Source organism: Idiomarina sp. PL1-037 (assembly GCF_034422975.1).
GTDB lineage: Bacteria > Pseudomonadota > Gammaproteobacteria > Enterobacterales > Alteromonadaceae > Idiomarina.
Genome location: NZ_CP139873.1, coordinates 2,433,349 through 2,448,591, shown reverse-complemented (window position 1 = coordinate 2,448,591; position 15,243 = coordinate 2,433,349). Strand labels below are relative to the sequence as shown.

General features: G+C 47.5%; 13 protein-coding genes. 4 read left to right on the top strand and 9 right to left on the bottom strand.

The genetic code is table 11. From position 1 onward, the window contains the following. Position 1: 1 nt before the first annotated feature. Positions 2-1,111, bottom strand: coding sequence for an anhydro-N-acetylmuramic acid kinase (locus U0358_RS11505; RefSeq protein WP_322406368.1), 1,110 nt, complete (start codon positions 1,109-1,111; stop codon positions 2-4). Continuing rightward, a complete protein-coding gene (locus tag U0358_RS11500) occupies positions 1,111-2,403 on the bottom strand; it encodes an OapA family protein (RefSeq protein ID WP_416183004.1) in 1,293 nt (430 codons plus the stop codon). The genes U0358_RS11505 and U0358_RS11500 overlap by 1 nt, the downstream gene beginning before the upstream one ends. Before the next feature lie 235 nt (positions 2,404-2,638). Between U0358_RS11500 and tyrS the strand changes: the two genes are divergently transcribed. Beyond that, positions 2,639-3,844, top strand: coding sequence for a tyrosine--tRNA ligase (tyrS, locus tag U0358_RS11495; protein ID WP_322406366.1), 1,206 nt, complete (start codon positions 2,639-2,641; stop codon positions 3,842-3,844). A 92-nt stretch (positions 3,845-3,936) separates the two neighbouring features. Here the strand turns inward: tyrS and U0358_RS11490 are convergent, their stop codons facing one another. Genes U0358_RS11490 through U0358_RS11460 form a run of 7 tightly spaced genes read right to left on the bottom strand, consistent with a single transcriptional unit; the run spans position 3,937 to position 12,584 of the window. Beyond that, positions 3,937-5,937: a methyl-accepting chemotaxis protein gene (locus tag U0358_RS11490; RefSeq protein WP_317497483.1), complete on the bottom strand. Its 2,001-nt coding sequence runs from the start codon at positions 5,935-5,937 to the stop codon at positions 3,937-3,939. 33 nt (positions 5,938-5,970) lie between these two features. Beyond that, positions 5,971-6,789 (bottom strand): symmetrical bis(5'-nucleosyl)-tetraphosphatase, encoded by an 819-nt coding sequence (locus tag U0358_RS11485; protein WP_322406365.1) that lies wholly within the window; start codon positions 6,787-6,789, stop codon positions 5,971-5,973. 2 nt (positions 6,790-6,791) lie between these two features. Continuing rightward, positions 6,792-7,166, bottom strand: a complete 375-nt coding sequence (gene apaG / locus U0358_RS11480) for a Co2+/Mg2+ efflux facilitator ApaG/CorD (protein WP_317497480.1) — start codon at positions 7,164-7,166, stop codon at positions 6,792-6,794. Continuing rightward, on the bottom strand, positions 7,153-8,019 hold the full coding sequence (rsmA, locus tag U0358_RS11475; protein ID WP_322406364.1) for a 16S rRNA (adenine(1518)-N(6)/adenine(1519)-N(6))-dimethyltransferase RsmA: 867 nt from the start codon (positions 8,017-8,019) through the stop codon (positions 7,153-7,155). The genes apaG and rsmA overlap by 14 nt, the downstream gene beginning before the upstream one ends. Further along, positions 8,012-9,004, bottom strand: a complete 993-nt coding sequence (gene pdxA / locus U0358_RS11470) for a 4-hydroxythreonine-4-phosphate dehydrogenase PdxA (protein ID WP_317497478.1) — start codon at positions 9,002-9,004, stop codon at positions 8,012-8,014. The genes rsmA and pdxA overlap by 8 nt, the downstream gene beginning before the upstream one ends. Next, entirely contained in the window at positions 9,001-10,299 is a 1,299-nt protein-coding gene (gene surA / locus U0358_RS11465) for a peptidylprolyl isomerase SurA (RefSeq protein WP_317497477.1), read from the bottom strand. The genes pdxA and surA overlap by 4 nt, the downstream gene beginning before the upstream one ends. A gap of 11 nt (positions 10,300-10,310) precedes the next feature. Next, a complete protein-coding gene (locus U0358_RS11460) occupies positions 10,311-12,584 on the bottom strand; it encodes an LPS-assembly protein LptD (RefSeq protein ID WP_322406363.1) in 2,274 nt (757 codons plus the stop codon). Between the two features lie 137 nt (positions 12,585-12,721). Here U0358_RS11460 and U0358_RS11455 point away from each other — a divergent pair, with 137 nt between their 5' ends. The 3 genes from U0358_RS11455 to djlA are packed head-to-tail and all read left to right on the top strand — an operon-like array spanning position 12,722 to position 15,232. Beyond that, complete coding sequence (locus U0358_RS11455; RefSeq protein ID WP_317497475.1) at positions 12,722-13,726, top strand: aminoglycoside phosphotransferase family protein; 1,005 nt, start codon at positions 12,722-12,724, stop codon at positions 13,724-13,726. After that, the gene (gene murU / locus U0358_RS11450) at positions 13,723-14,400 is read left to right on the top strand and encodes an N-acetylmuramate alpha-1-phosphate uridylyltransferase MurU (protein WP_322406362.1); all 678 of its coding nucleotides are present in this window, start codon (positions 13,723-13,725) and stop codon (positions 14,398-14,400) included. The genes U0358_RS11455 and murU overlap by 4 nt, the downstream gene beginning before the upstream one ends. Position 14,401: 1 nt before the next feature. Next, entirely contained in the window at positions 14,402-15,232 is an 831-nt protein-coding gene (gene djlA, locus U0358_RS11445) for a co-chaperone DjlA (RefSeq protein ID WP_317497473.1), read from the top strand. Positions 15,233-15,243: the final 11 nt, after the last annotated feature.

Here is a 15,243-nt window from a genome sequence, read left to right as displayed (position 1 = left end):
GCTATTGATGTAGGACTTTAGCGCCTAAAACCACCGGGTGACTGGCTCCTGTAACTTCAGGCTGGTTACCCGGTTTTTTATGCTCGTAACACCAGCCTAACCAGGCAAAAGCGATTGCCTCAACCCATTGCGGGTCAACGCCTAAGCTTGCTGTAGTCTCGCATTGAATCGGCGCTAAGAGCTCAGTTAAGCGCTCCATCAATAATGGATTTCTGATGCCTCCACCACAAAAATAAGCCGTATCGGGCTGTTGTGGCAAGGTTGTCAGTGCATCTTTGATGCTAATAGCGGTAAGTTCGGTCAAAGTGCGCTGTACATCAGCCGGGGACATATCCTGCCCGGGCAATTGTTGTTGCAGCCATTTTAAGTTGAACTCCTCACGACCCGTACTTTTGGGAGCAGGCTTAGCAAAAAACGGATGCTGCAATAAACGCCTTAACAGGTCAGACTGAAGCTTGCCTTCACTCGCAAACTGGGCGTTCGCATCGAAGCTTTTATTTGAATTATTATACTGAACCCATTGGTCGAGCAGGGTGTTGGCTGGTCCTGTATCAAAGCCCAGTATGTTGCCGTTATGGCCAAGCCAGGTGACATTGGCAATACCACCTAAATTAATCACTGCAATGCTTTGATTCTCACGGGCAAAAACTTGCTTATGAAAAGCAGGAACTAATGGAGCACCCTGGCCACCTGCTGCAATGTCTTTGCGACGAAAATCGTAAATAACATCAATGCCCGTACCCAAAGCCAACCGTGTAGGGTCGCCAATTTGACAGGTGTAGGCTGGTATTGAATTGGGTTTGTGTCGGACGGTTTGCCCGTGACTGGCAATAGCGGTAACTTTTTTTGCTGTTATATCGGCCTGTTCAAGAAGTTGGCGTACCACTTTGGTGCAAAGCTCGGAAAAAGCGATATCTAAGCTGGCCAGCTCATCTGCCTGCCAGGTATCAGTATGGCTTAAAGCCAGTAGGCCTGCGCGCAGTTCCGGGGGAAAGGACAGTGAATGATGAGCTTCAAGTTTAAGTGTGCCTTGCGCGTCTATCTGGACCAATGCCGCGTCAACCGCATCCATACTGGTGCCCGACATCAGTCCAATATAACGCTGAAACATTACTGCATCGCCAGGTAAACGCGTCTGTTGTCGTTTAGTATGGCCATGACCTGATCCGCGTGTTGGCGGAACGAAGGCAACTCTGATTCGCCCAGCAACTTAGCTTCCGGCAATTCCACTGTACGAGGGTTACGATGTACACCGTCTACGAGGAATTCATAGTGTAAGTGTGGCCCCGTTACCCGACCTGTAGCACCGACACGGCCAATAACTTGCCCCTGGTTAACACGGTCACCTTTTTTCACGTGTTTACGGCTAAGGTGCAAATACTTAGTCACATAGCGCTCACCGTGCTGAACAAAAATAAAGTTGCCGTTTAATGAGCTATAGCCTGCGGAAACAACTTTACCGTCACCGGATGACATTACTGGCGTGCCGGTAGACGCTGCGTAATCTATACCGTTGTGCGGGCGCACCCGGCCCGTAACAGGGTGCAGACGACGAGGATTAAAGCTTGAACTTATGTAAGTAAAGTTAACCGGTGAACGCAGGAAGGTTTTGCGCATGGCGCGACCGTTCGGCGTATAATATTGTCCATTGTCATGAAGAATGGCCTGGAAGTTCTCATCCCGGTTTACAAACTCTGCCGCTAAAATTTTGCCGTAGCCAACAAACTCGCCATCTACATAGTGCGTTTCATAAAGTACGCTAAATTCGTCGTTTTTACGCAGGTCTAAAGCAAAGTCGATATCCCAGCCAAAAATATTGGCAATGCGCATAATTTGGTTGTCAGTCAGACCCGAGTCGATACCGGCATTCCAGAAGCTAGAGTCAATAACAGCATGAGTAAATTCAGTACGAACTTCAACTTTTTTAGTTTCTATTTCAGCAACAAAGTTGTCGTTCTGGCGAGTAATAATAAGCGTTTCGGTATCGTTTATCTGGTGCGCTAGCTGCACCAGGTTACCGTCGCTGTCAGTTGCAAAGCGAAGCAAGTCGCCGGGATGAACTTTACGAAGGTATTTGGCTTCATCGCCGGACTCGGTAACGCGATACAGTTGCTGGGCACTAAAGCCTACTTTGCTAAATATTTTAGCTAAGCTGTCACCCGATTTAATCTGGTAGGTTTGCCACGTAAGCTCAGAGTTTTCGGTATTTTCATCTGTGCTGGGTTGCTCAAAAGCTAAATCGAGCTGATAACGTTTACCCGGCATTAGCTGCTCTGCTGAAGTACTGTTCTTAGATGCCGTCGCAGGTTCCGACGGAATGATAAGTAACAGCAAGAGGGCAACGCTGATCGCACTGATCAGAATTTTATGAAAATGCGGAAGTTCCATAAACATCCGCTGAATTTTGGTGACAGGTTTTAATGTCATATTTTAGCGCACTTCACTTTTTTATTGTGATTATCCAGTCAACATTTGTCAGCAAACAGGGGAGTTACCACACTTGTTTACGACCACGGAATAACCTTATGGTTTCGAGGATAATACGAAAAAAAGAAGAATACCAGATTATTGAGCTTAAAACAGTGGTAATAATGGCGTAAAATGGCTGGTTTATAAGTTTTTACAGTTGGAGATGAGGATGAAAACCGAAGTGGCGGAAGCTATTGCCGAGATTACTCGCGGTGCCGAAGAAGTTTTGCTCGAGCAGGAACTGGCTGAGAAGTTAGCCAGTGGTAAGCCGCTGATAGTGAAAGCTGGCTTTGACCCAACTGCACCCGATTTACACTTGGGCCACACTGTTTTAATTAATAAGCTGAGAGTATTTCAGGATTTTGGCCACAAAGTGGTTTTCCTGATAGGAGATTTCACCGGCATGATAGGTGACCCTACCGGCAAAAATGTCACCAGAAAGCCGCTGACCACCGAACAGGTTATTGCTAACGCTGAAACTTATAAAGAACAGGTTTTCAAAATTCTCGACCCGGCAAAAACCGAAATACGTTTTAACTCTGAATGGATGTCGAAAATGGGGGCGGCCGACATGATTAAACTGGCTGCACGGCAGACCGTGGCCCGTATGTTAGAACGTGATGACTTTAAAAAGCGCTATCAGAACAATCAATCGATAGCCATTCATGAATTTTTGTACCCGTTAGTTCAGGGCTGGGACTCGGTTGAATTAAAAGCCGACGTTGAGCTGGGCGGAACAGACCAGCGTTTTAACCTGCTAATGGGCCGTGAACTGCAAAAAGAAGAAGGCCAGCGCCCACAAACTGTCATTATGACACCGTTGCTGGAAGGGCTGGACGGTGTGCAGAAAATGTCGAAGTCATTAAACAACTACATTGGAATTACTGAACCGGCGAATGACATGTTTGGTAAAATCATGTCGGTGTCAGACGAGCTTATGTGGCGTTATTTCCAGTTACTCAGCTTCCGTTCCATTACCGAAATTGATGAATTAAAAGCCGCTGTAACCGACGGAAAAAATCCGCGCGATGTGAAAGTTTTGCTCGCAAAAGAGATAATTGCTCGTTTCCACTCGGAAGAGGATGCAGAGAAAGCCGAACAAGATTTTATTCGACGCTTCCAGAAAAACGCTTTACCGGACGACATACCGGAAAAGACGGTACAAGTTGGGACGGAGGGAATGGCAATAAGTAATGTGCTAAAAGAAGCGGGCTTGGTTGAATCCACCTCCGAAGCGTTAAGAATGATAAAACAAAATGCCGTTAAAGTGGATGGCGAGAAATTCAGTGACTCGCGTTACCTTTGCACAGAAAAGGATTCCGGAGTTTATCAGGTGGGTAAACGTCGCTTCGCTAAAATTAGTTTAACGGTATAAGAGCGGGAACTGTTGAGGTAATAAAGCCGTGAAATAGTAAAAGGCGCCTTTCAAGGGCGCCTTTTTCGCTTCTACATCTTAGAGGTTTTATTTTAGACTCTGAAGCTCTTAATTGAGTCCTGAAGTTCATCGGCCAGCTTCGCGACTTCGTTAGAGGCCTGAGCCGTTTGTTTGGAACCAGAGGCTGTTTGTTCGGCAATGGAAACAATAGACTCGAGACGTTCACTGATGTCGTGCGCTGTACTGCTTTGCTCTTTCGCCGCATTGGCAATATGATTACTGCTGTCAGATGCCTGATGCACTGACTCAGTAATAGATTGAAGGGCCTGAGCTGCCTCATCGGACTGCTGCACACTGAGTTCAGCTTGCTCGCGGCCTTTGTTCATTACGGTAACTGCTCGCTGAGAGTCATTCTGCAGGCTCTCAATCATGTCCTGAATTTCTTCAGTAGACTCTTGAGTGCGACTGGCCAGAGTACGAACCTCATCTGCGACAACCGCAAATCCTCGGCCTTGCTCACCGGCGCGAGCCGCTTCAATGGCTGCGTTTAGTGCAAGCAAGTTAGTCTGGTCGGCGATACCGCGAATAACATCCAGAATACCACCAATGTTTTTACTGTTTTCTGACAGCTGATCGATAACTTCTGATGCGCCCTTAATTTCTTTTGCCAGGCTTTCGATAGTCGCACGGTTCTTGTCTGAAATTTGACGAACGCGTTTTGCTTCATCATCTGAGTGCTGAATTTCGCTTAAGGCTTGGTCTGCACCGTCTGCCATTTCGCTGGCAGTACTGTTCATCTCCTGGGTTGCCGTGGCAACCTGCTCAATTTGACGACGTTGTTCGTCAATGGAGTTAGTTGTTTCGTCGGACACGTTGGACGACTGCTCAGCGGCTGTAGCTAACTGAGTTGCTCGGTTTGCAATACCTTCAATCAGCTTACGTAAATTACCGGTCAATTTATTGGTGTTTGAGGCGAGCTCGCCAAATTCGTCCTGAGCGTTATAGTCAACACGCTCGGTTAAGTTACCATCCGCCATAATGTTCAGCATGTGGTTAACGCGTGACAATGGACGGCTGATACTACGTACCGTGTACCATGAAATAAGCACAGCCAGAGCAATAGAAATAATGGTGATGATGCTATTGAGCCAGCTACTGGTAGAAATAGAGTCTGTTACTGAAACACGAGTGTTGTCTGCTATTCCACGAACCGCAGCTTGCAGACGATCAGTCTCAGACATCAGTTTATTCAGTTGAATTTCTGATTTATCCAGGGAGTCTTTTGAGTCCACACGAAGCTGTTGGCGGCGAATGACATTATCCGGATAGGAGCCTGAACCCTGAAGGCTATCGAGCGCATCGCGAACTTTTGCAATTGCATCATCGACCATGGCTGCTGAGCCACCTGTTGCTTCGTTGTCTAAAGCTTTAAGGCGAGGGCGGATACTGTTAATGTTAATATCGATTTCGCTGCGAATGATTTGAGCACTGTCTAATTTATTCGCTTTGTTCAGGTCATACATTAAAGTGATGAGACTGGACAGTGACGATTCGATATTACTGGCTTCACGGGAGATCACTTCGTTGTTAGAGGCGTCCATCGTATCCAGCAGCATGATAGCAGCATCATCGATATTGAATGCAATTTCATCCAACTGCGAAGCCGTAACATTTTGCAATTCCAAGTATTCGCTGTGCTGATTAAAGAGGCGCTCTATCAGACTAATGTACTGGCGCGCGTCTTTCTCCAGCTCGTTAATCTGGCCGCTCTGACCGTTACCCTGAATAAGCTCCTTGAGTTTCTCAAGAGAGGAGAAAAGCAGCTCGTTAGATTCGTCGAACTCTTTTTTGTGAGCCTCAACCTGCTCTAAAGTTTCGTCGTAAAATGTTTCTAACTGAACTGTACCCAGCTCGAGAATATCAACTTTTATAGCCGAGACTTGATTCAGTGCCGGTACCGCTTCATCGTTGAGTTTATCAACCGATGAACCTATGCTGTTGATATTAAACAACGAGCTTAAGCTAATGATGAGTAACAGCAAAGTAATGATGGCAAAACCACCGATAACTCGCATGGCAACAGTAATTTTCATGTAACTTTCCTCAGCACTGCATAATTTTTGTTATCACTTTCCGGTTAAAGCCGGTTCGTGAAAGAAGGTTTTATTCTCAACGCTATATAACGTCATGTACTGGCTCCAGACACAGCCAGTATCCAGCGCTATCACATCCTCGCGCCGGGTCTCGCCCATTAGCGCAGCCCAATGCCCGAATAATACTCGATTATCGGATTCTGGCCAAAAGTTAAACCATGGCATATACGAATCCTGCGACGAGCGTTCATATGGATTATCTTTTTGAGACAAATCCAGTTCACCTTTCGCGTTACAGTAACGCATTCGGGTAAACGCGTTCACTATAAAACGGTATCGGTCAAAACCTTGCAGACTTGAGTCCCATTTTATCGGGGAGTTGCCAAATAATTGCTGCATAAAGTTTTCAAACTCATTGCCAGTAAGAGTTTTTGTGACTTCCTGCGCGCATTGGCTGGCTTGCTCGATTGTCCACCATGGGTAAATACCGGCGTGAGCTATTACTGTATTCAGCCCGCTTAATTGATGCATCAAGGGTTGGTGGCGAAGCCACTCTAACCAGTCATAGCGGTCACTGTCTTCTAATAGCGCATTGAGTTTGTCTTTTGGGTTAGGCTGCCGGTAACCCAGCAACACTGCCATTAAGTTTAAATCGTGATTACCTAATACGGTGTGTACTGAGTTACTGTTTTCGTAGAAAAAGCGTAACGCATCGCGCGAGTCGGGGCCACGCGCGACAATATCACCGACACACCATAAAGAGTCGTCTGCAGGGTTAAAGCTAACCTGGGTAAGCAGAGCTTCAAGTTCGCGGAAGCAGCCCTGAATATCACCGACAACGTAATTGTTCATAATTAATGAATAATATTAGGGATGGCCAGACGGAACGATGGAATCGGCGCTTTAAACTGCGAGCCGTGTTCATCTATCATCAGGTAATGGCCTTCCATAGTGCCAATAGGCGTAGCCAGAACGGTGCCGCTGGTATAACTGAACGATTCACCGGCAGCGAGCTTAGGCTGTTGTCCTACAACGCCATCACCGGCCACCCGGGTAATCTTATTGTCGGCATCGGTAATGCGCCATTCGCGGGCAAGTAGCTGCACTACCTGGCTGGACTCATTGGTTATGGTGATGGTGTAAGAAAACACATATTGTCCGTCATCAGGGCTTGACTGCGCCGCTAAATATTGTGTTTTAACCTCTACTGTAATGTTACTGACTGTCATTCTTTTCCGCGTGTTTTGTGAGCGAGTGTTCAGTGAGCCAGTCGGATATCCTGCAGTAATCGTCTACAGAGAGTGTCTCCGGTCTTGCGCCCGGGTCAATGCCAAGGGCTTCGAGCTGCTCTGCAGGAACCAACTGTTTAAGGTTGTTTCTTATTGTTTTACGGCGTTGATTAAAGGCTGTCAAACATAAGCTATGAAGTTGCGCTTTATCTTTAACTGGATGAGGGCTTTCGGCGTAGGGTTCTAACCGAACTACTGACGACTCTACCTTCGGCGGCGGCGTAAACGCCGATGGCGGAACTGCAACCACGGGAGTGACCTTGCAGGCTTGTTGCACGCCAACGCTGATTCGGCCGTAACTCTTTGAGCCGGGCTCTGCTGCCAAGCGATCAACCACTTCTTTTTGCAGCATAAAGTGCATGTCTTTTACATCGGCGGCAAACTTTAACAGATGAAAAATGAGTGGCGTAGAAATGTTATAGGGCAGGTTGCCGAACACCCTTGCCGGACTCTCTTCGGCAAACTGGCTAAAGTCGATGCTTAACGCGTCAGCTTGAATCACTTCCAGTTTTGGACTTAAAAAAGGGTGATGCTGCAGTCGTTCAACCAGGTCACGGTCTATTTCGATAACTTTTAAATGACCACTGCGATCTACTGTCGGTTCAGTTAATGCCGCTAACCCCGGGCCAATTTCAATCAGGTTTTCACCCGGTTGAGGGTTAATAGCATCAACAATTTGCTCAATAATGTATTCGTCATTCAGGAAGTTTTGGCCAAACCGTTTACGCGCCCGGTGACCCAAGTGGGTTTTACTTCCGCTTTGGTGCTTACTCCCACCTTGGTTTTTATTCATAATACGCTGCTCTTGCCATATCTATAGCGGTTTGCATTGCCAGGCGGCAACTACCGTCGTTAATCTTGCCAGATCCGGCCAACTCAAGCGCTGTACCATGATCAACAGAGGTTCGGATATAAGGTAACCCGAGTGTAATGTTTACCGCCTGACCGAAACCTTTATATTTTAATACCGGAAGGCCCTGATCGTGATACATAGCAACCACCGCACTGGCATCTTCAAGGTACTTTGGCTGAAAAATGGTATCTGCGGGGTACGGGCCGTGCAAGTTCATGCCCTGCTGTTTAAGTTGTTCCAGAGCAGGAGTAATAATCTCTATCTCTTCCCGGCCTAAATGACCCGATTCGCCCGCATGAGGGTTTAATCCGCAAACCAATATTTTGGGCGATGACTCGCCGAACTTCTTGGTCAGGTCGTTATGCAGTATGGTAATAATGTTTGTCAGACGCTCGGCGGTAACGGCTTTTGCCACGTACGCCAGCGGAATATGAGTCGTGACCAGAGCCACGCGCAGGCCTTCTGTGGCTAGCATCATAACCACATCGTTGCAGTTCGCTTCATGGGCTAAAAATTCAGTATGTCCTGAGAACGCCACGCCGGCTTGATTAATCACACCCTTATGTACAGGCCCTGTAACAATGGCATCAAACTCGCCTGAAAGATTACCGTCAGAGGCTCTTTTCAGGCAATCAACGACATAATGACCATTGGCAGTGCATAATTCGCCCGGAGTCACTTCGTCACACACCGGAATATGCTCTACCCAAAGGTGGCCTGGTTCATGTTGCGGTAGCTCTTCACCCTTTTTGTACTTGTGCAAAGTAATAGGAAGACCTAGTTGCTCAGCACGTTGTTTTAATAAATTCTTATCTGCACAGACAACGACAGCAGCCAACCAGGGCTGCTGTGCTATTTTTATAATCAAATCCGGGCCAATACCTGCCGGCTCACCCGGTGTGAATACAAGGGTTGGTATACTCACTCAGCAACTCTTCTGATAAAGGCTTGGTCGCGAATTTCTTGCTGCCAGTTATCGAGCTCTTCCCGGAACTTACGGCTAAACAGCATTTGATATGCGCGTTCTTGCTTATTTTCTTCGGTTGCATCCAGCGTTCTGCGATCGGTCACTTCAACAATGTGCCAGCCAAACTGTGTGCTGAACGGTTCACTTATTGTGCCTTGTTCAATGTTTTCTACTTTTTGCTTGAACTCCGGCGCATATTTATCAGGACGAGCCCAGCCTAAATCGCCACCGCGAGAAGCTGAACCGGGGTCAGACGAGTGCTCGCGCGCCAGTTCTTCAAAGGTCTTCTCACCACTTGCTATTTGCTGACGATACTGAGCCAGCATTTCTTTTGCTTTGTTGTCCGACAAAATAACGGAAGGCTTGATCAGAATGTGACGTGCTTTAACTTCCTGAACTTCGACAGTCTGCTCTCCGCGCTTGTCCTGTACTTTCAAAATATGAAAGCCGATACCGCTGCGGATTGGGCCAACAACGTCACCTACAGACTTCCCATCTACAGCTTCAGCAAATAAGGTCGGCATACTGTTAACGGTCATCCAGCCCATGTCGCCGCCGTCAAGGGCGGCAGAACCTGAAGACGAACGTACCGCCAGGTCAGAAAAGTCGTTGCCTTTATCGAGTAAGCTCAGAACGGTGTTAGCACGCTCTTTGGCTTTTTCTAGCTCAGCCTGTGAGGAGTTTGAGTCAGCAGAAATCAGAATTTGTCCCAAACGGTACTCGGTCTGAACTTCCTGGTTACTGTCTATTAGTTTCACCAGGTTGTTAATTTCTTGCGGCGTAATAGACACGCGTTGCTGTACGGCGGCGCGCTGAACTTGCTGGATAACCAGTTCGTTACGAATATTTTCGCGGTAGGCCGCCCAACTCATACCGCTGCTGATCATATTTTCACGAAGTTCAGCGGTTGTCAGGTCTTGATTATTCGCAATTTCGTTAATGGCTTGCTCTAACTGATTGTCGTCAATTTCGATACCCATACGGTCAGCCATTTGCAACTGAATTTCCTGCAGAACCAGGCGCTCTATAGCCTGAGTTTCCAAAACTTCGTCTGAAGGTGCATTACTTGCGTTGAAGTTTTGACCGTTTTTAACCTGTTGGATAAGTTGGTCAATTTGGCTCTGCAGTACCACGCCGTCATCCACTACGACGACAACGCGATCCAGAATTTGCTGAGCCTGAACGGTGTTATTCAGCAAAAAAGACGATGCAATCAGCACAGCTGCTGAACAAAACGATGCAATTTTTTTCATTATACCTACCACTAGTTACTGAGATAAAAAGGACGGCGGTAACCGTACGTACTTTTCTCAAGCATGTTAATTAGACCACTGCTATCAGAAGCTAAACCGCTGATAATAAATTGTATACTAATGCCATTGTCAAATTGAGTTTCGCCGTTTATCTGAGTCGCACTAAAAGCGGGCTCAAGATCTCGGTTTATGCGTCTGTATGCGCTAACCCGTAATGCCCAGCAACAACTGCTGTATTGAACGCCCACCATAGCATCATTTAAACGATCATGTGTGAGATCGTAAAAGACATTTGATGCGACTTGCCAGCGTGAACTTGCCGACCAAACTGCCTGCGTTCCAACTTGTTCAATATCGTTGTTCAGAATGTTGGTTGCCGTGCGGTGACTGACCTGTATCAGATTTGATTCATCTTTACGGAACTCTACCGCGGTCTGACTCTTACGGGTGCTGTTAAGTTCCGTATCGTACTGAATTGAGCTGCGTATTGACCAGTTCTCATCAACGGCCCAGTTAATGTCGGCAACCCACTCGCTATTACTGGAGGTTGTGGTTTCTTCATCGCTGGCAAACAATTGTGTGCGACTGTCATTAATATTGTAAATTTGCCCAATACTGGCTCGCAGCACTTCGCGTTCATTTTGAGTGAATAAGCTGCTGCTGAGACCGTAAGTTATCTGATTAGCCTCGGCGATACGATCCAATCCCGAAAAGCGGCGGCTACGGAACAGTCCGTGGTAATCGTCCTGCAATAACGACGTATCGTAAATGCCGATGTTCTGTTGGTTTTCATAGGGCACGTACAAGTACTGAATTTGTGGTGATAGCGTTTGGCGATATTGGCTGTCGTCCAGTTCAATGGCTCGCTCCAGATGCAAACGGGCTCTTACCCGGACGCGGGGCAGTGTCCGTGAAACTTCTTCAGTAATATCGCTATCCGGGCTTTCTTGCCAATAGCGCGTATAGAGGTAAGACAGTTCGGCTTCTGTGTCAAAAGCCGGTTTTTCAAAACGGTACTGAATGCTCGGCTCTATGTGCGCGCGGGTCGCGTATTCGCGCCCCTGATCCTGATTCTGGAAGTAGGTTAGTTCGTTGTATAAGCTGGCGCTGAAGCCGGTGAAGTCGCCGGTATTATAGTCGATACTAAGCTGCGGCAATGTGCGGTAAGGGCTGCGGTAGTCACCAATAAGCTCGTAGTCTTCGGTGCGTAATTGTGCGGTCCAGTTTTGGTTCTCGTAATCCAGTTGAGCAACACGGTATAAATGAGTGTCGGCCCGGCCTGCAAAGTCACTACCAAAGTCATTCAGATAGTTGTCGTCACTAATTTCGGTCGCGTCCAGATAAAAACTCAAATTTTGGTTTATTTGTGCCGAATGCTGAACGTGCCAGAGGTAGCGTTTTTTATTTGCAATGCGGGTGTCGTCATTGCCTAAATATTCTAAATTGAACTGCCCTGCATTTTGCTCAAACAAATAGCGGTACTCGCCTTTCATCATGGTGCCGCGCTCAGACATATAAACAGGAGCTATTGTTGCATCCATATTGGGCGCAATATTAAAGTAGTAAGGTACTTCTACTTCAAAACCACTGTTTGATGATGAGTCAAACGTGGGGTAGAGCAAACCGGTTTTACGCGCGTCACTTAATGGAAAATTAAAATAAGGCAAGTAGAGTACCGGTATGTCAAATAGCTCAAACCGGGCATGCCAGGCTTCACCGAAGTCGCTGGTTTCATTTATCTCAATGCGCTCTGCGCGTAATTGCCAGGCGGGAGTTTCGCCCGGGCAGGTGGTGAAGCTTGAGTCTTGCAATAAAACTTCCTGCCGGGACAACGAAAGTAATTCTGCATGGCCGCGTGCGTTATGATTTCGCAGGCGGTAATCACTGTTGTAGAGTTTGGCCTCGTCGTCGTTTAAGTCCAGCGATAACGAATCACCGGTAACGCTTAAGTAACCGTCATTAAAAGTAATGCCGTCTGAGGCGAGAATTTCGCCTCGCTGCTGGTCTATCGTGGCTTTTGAAGTTGACAGCCATTGTCCGTTACGCTGAATGATGACGTTACCGGTAAAATACGCTTTTTCATTGGCGAGAATTTCTGCACTACGCGACTCAACGCCAATGGTTCCGGCGTCGGTTTTCTGCAACTGGACGGCAGCAATCGTATTGACAGTAGACTGAGCCACCGTACAAGTCATGTTTTGCGGTGCGTCTTGATTTTGTAAAGCCGCTAGCGCGCTGCCCGTAAAGGGCAGTAGCATTAGCGAAGTAATAAACCGTTGCAGCAATTTAATCTTCCGTCGTTGTTGTAAAATGCATTTATTCTGTTTTGCAGCGCGGGAGTATAATAAAGCAATTTTGTTTGTTTCGCTATTTGGTACACTGCTAGTTTTAAGGCTATGCAACAAATTTGGTGAGGGATATTTTGGAAGACAAACGAGAAGTGGCTCTGCAGGCTTGGTGTGAAGCCCAGACAGGTGTTTCACAGCCGACTTTAGAAGTTGTATCCGGTGATGCCAGTTTCCGTCGCTATTTTCGGGCAACAAATGGTCAGGAAAGCCTGATAGCGGTCGATTGCCCTCCCGAAAAAGAGCCAATGAAGCCTTTTCTAGCTGTTGCACAAGCGTATTCTGAAGCAGGGGTTACTGTGCCAGACGTTATTGCGGCAGATTTAGACCAGGGTTTTATGCTGCAATCCGATTTCGGCCAGATACTGTTGCTGAGTAAACTGCATCCGCGTAATGCCCGGCAATATTACCAGCAGGCACTCGCCGCGCTGCCTGACATTATGTCGGTACGCCGGACTGAGCAGGGCGAACTGCCGGCTTTCGATACCGCTTTGCTGGAACGCGAACTGTCGTTATTTAAAGACTGGTTATTGAGACAGCACCTGAATTTAGACTGGCATGCCGGGGACGATGAAATTTGGAACCAGTTTAGCCAGCAAATGATTGAGAACGCATTGCAGCAACCGCAGGTGGGAGTTCATCGCGACTTTCATTCACGCAACTTAATGCTGCTGGACGATGATCGTATCGGTATTATCGATTTTCAGGACGCGGTACTGGGGCCGGTGACCTATGATGCGGTGTCGTTGCTACGCGACTGCTATATTGAGTGGCCGCAAGAGTTGGTCAACGAATTGAGTGAAGGGTTAAGGCAACAACTGATTCAGTCTGACTGTTTAGCTGCGCAGGTTGGGCCGCAGCAGTGGCAACACTGGTTTGACTGGATGGGGCTGCAGCGTCACACCAAAGCCGCAGGTATCTTTGCCCGCTTGGCGCACCGGGATCGCAAGCCTGGCTATTTACAGGATGTGCCAAGAACTCTGGGTTATTTGCAGCGAGTAAGCGCTAACTACTCTCAGCTTTCAAACTATAACCGCTGGTTGCGTGAGCGCATTATCCCAGCCTGGAAGGACAACCTATGAGAGCGATGATTTTAGCTGCCGGACGGGGCAGTCGAATGCGCCCGTTAACGGATAATCAACCAAAGCCTTTGTTACCCGTGGCGGGCAAACCATTGCTAGGTTACCACCTGGAAAAGCTGGCAAATGCAGGTGTTAATGAGGTGGTTATTAATCACGCCTGGCATGGTGAGCAAATTGAAGATTTTGTCGGGGACGGCAGCCAGTGGGGTCTGCAGGTTTCTTTTTCGAAGGAACCTGAAGGCGGACTTGAAACCGCAGGCGGTATTATTAAAGCTTTGCCTTTACTCGGAGATGACCCGTTTTGGGTTATCAATGGCGATATCTGGACCGACTGGGACTACAGCGATTTACCAACGCGCTTAGACGAAGAGCAACTAGGGCATTTAGTTATGGTGGATAACCCGGTTCATCATCAAGACGGTGATTTTGTCATTGAACATGGGGTGTTGGTCAATGAAATCAGAGAAGGCCAACAAACGAAAACTTTTTCCGGTGTGGGCCTGTACCGCAAAGAACTTCTGGCGCCATACCCTGAAGGGAAGCAACCATTAAAGCCGTTTTTTGACAGGGCAATAGATAAAAAGCAACTGGCAGCAAGCCATCTGGGTGGATTTTGGACAGACGTAGGTACGCCGGAGCGCCTGCATCAACTTAACCAGCGGTTGGAGAAATAACATGGTTTGGGGAAAAGTAGTCGGCGCATTGGCTGGCTTTGCGTTTATGAAATGGCCAGGGGCTATTCTAGGTGCGCTAATTGGTCACTGGTTTGACAGGGGAATGGCTCAGGACTTTTCTCAAAAAGGTGCCTGGGGGCGCTTTTTGTATGGGGCAGAGCAAGCTGCCGGAGACGCCAATTTTATTTACACACTGTTTGCGGTAATGGGGCACGTTGCCAAGGCAAAAGGAAAAGTTACCACTAACGACATTTCTCAGGCGCAGGAGCTAATGCGCCGTTTGAATTTAAATACAGACGCCACCCGCGAAGCCCAGGAAGCTTTTCGCGAAGGGAAAGAACCGACGTTTCCTTTGCAACAAGTCATGAAGGATTTTAGTGCCTCCTTTTACGGTAACCGCGACGTTCTTCAGTTGTTTATGGAGCAGTTAATTGGCCTGGCGTTAAATGACGGCATTTTGGAAAAGTCAGAGCATGAAGTTTTGGTTAACGTGGCTAAACATCTTGGCTTTACTCGTTTTCAGCTGGACCAATGGTTGATGATGGAAAAAGCGGCGTTTCGTTTTCATCAGCATCGCCGGCAGCAGCATCAGCAACAGAGAAAAACCACCAGCCAGGACGAAATAAACAATGCTTACGAAGTGCTTGGCGTCACAGCTCAAAACAGTAACGCCGAAATTAAGAAAGCGTACCGTAAACTAATGGCCCGGCATCATCCAGACAAGCTGGCTTCTAAGGGGTTACCGGAAGAGGTAATGAAACAGGCTCAGCAACGTGCTCAGGACATTCAGGCAGCTTATGAGAAAATCAAAGAAAAGCGCGACATTCGTTAGAACAACGGGTG

What these genes read in the sequence shown, in the direction of transcription:
- U0358_RS11505 (WP_322406368.1), bottom strand. Translation starts at nt 1,111, where the DNA reads ATGTTTCAGCGTTATATTGGACTGATGTCGGGCACCAGTATGGATGCG.
- tyrS (WP_322406366.1), top strand. Translation starts at nt 2,639, where the DNA reads ATGAAAACCGAAGTGGCGGAAGCTATTGCCGAGATTACTCGCGGTGCC.
- U0358_RS11490 (WP_317497483.1), bottom strand. Translation starts at nt 5,937, where the DNA reads ATGAAAATTACTGTTGCCATGCGAGTTATCGGTGGTTTTGCCATCATT.
- U0358_RS11485 (WP_322406365.1), bottom strand. Translation starts at nt 6,789, where the DNA reads ATGAACAATTACGTTGTCGGTGATATTCAGGGCTGCTTCCGCGAACTT.
- apaG (WP_317497480.1), bottom strand. Translation starts at nt 7,166, where the DNA reads ATGACAGTCAGTAACATTACAGTAGAGGTTAAAACACAATATTTAGCG.
- rsmA (WP_322406364.1), bottom strand. Translation starts at nt 8,019, where the DNA reads ATGAATAAAAACCAAGGTGGGAGTAAGCACCAAAGCGGAAGTAAAACC.
- surA (WP_317497477.1), bottom strand. Translation starts at nt 10,299, where the DNA reads ATGAAAAAAATTGCATCGTTTTGTTCAGCAGCTGTGCTGATTGCATCG.
- murU (WP_322406362.1), top strand. Translation starts at nt 13,723, where the DNA reads ATGAGAGCGATGATTTTAGCTGCCGGACGGGGCAGTCGAATGCGCCCG.
- djlA (WP_317497473.1), top strand. Translation starts at nt 14,402, where the DNA reads ATGGTTTGGGGAAAAGTAGTCGGCGCATTGGCTGGCTTTGCGTTTATG.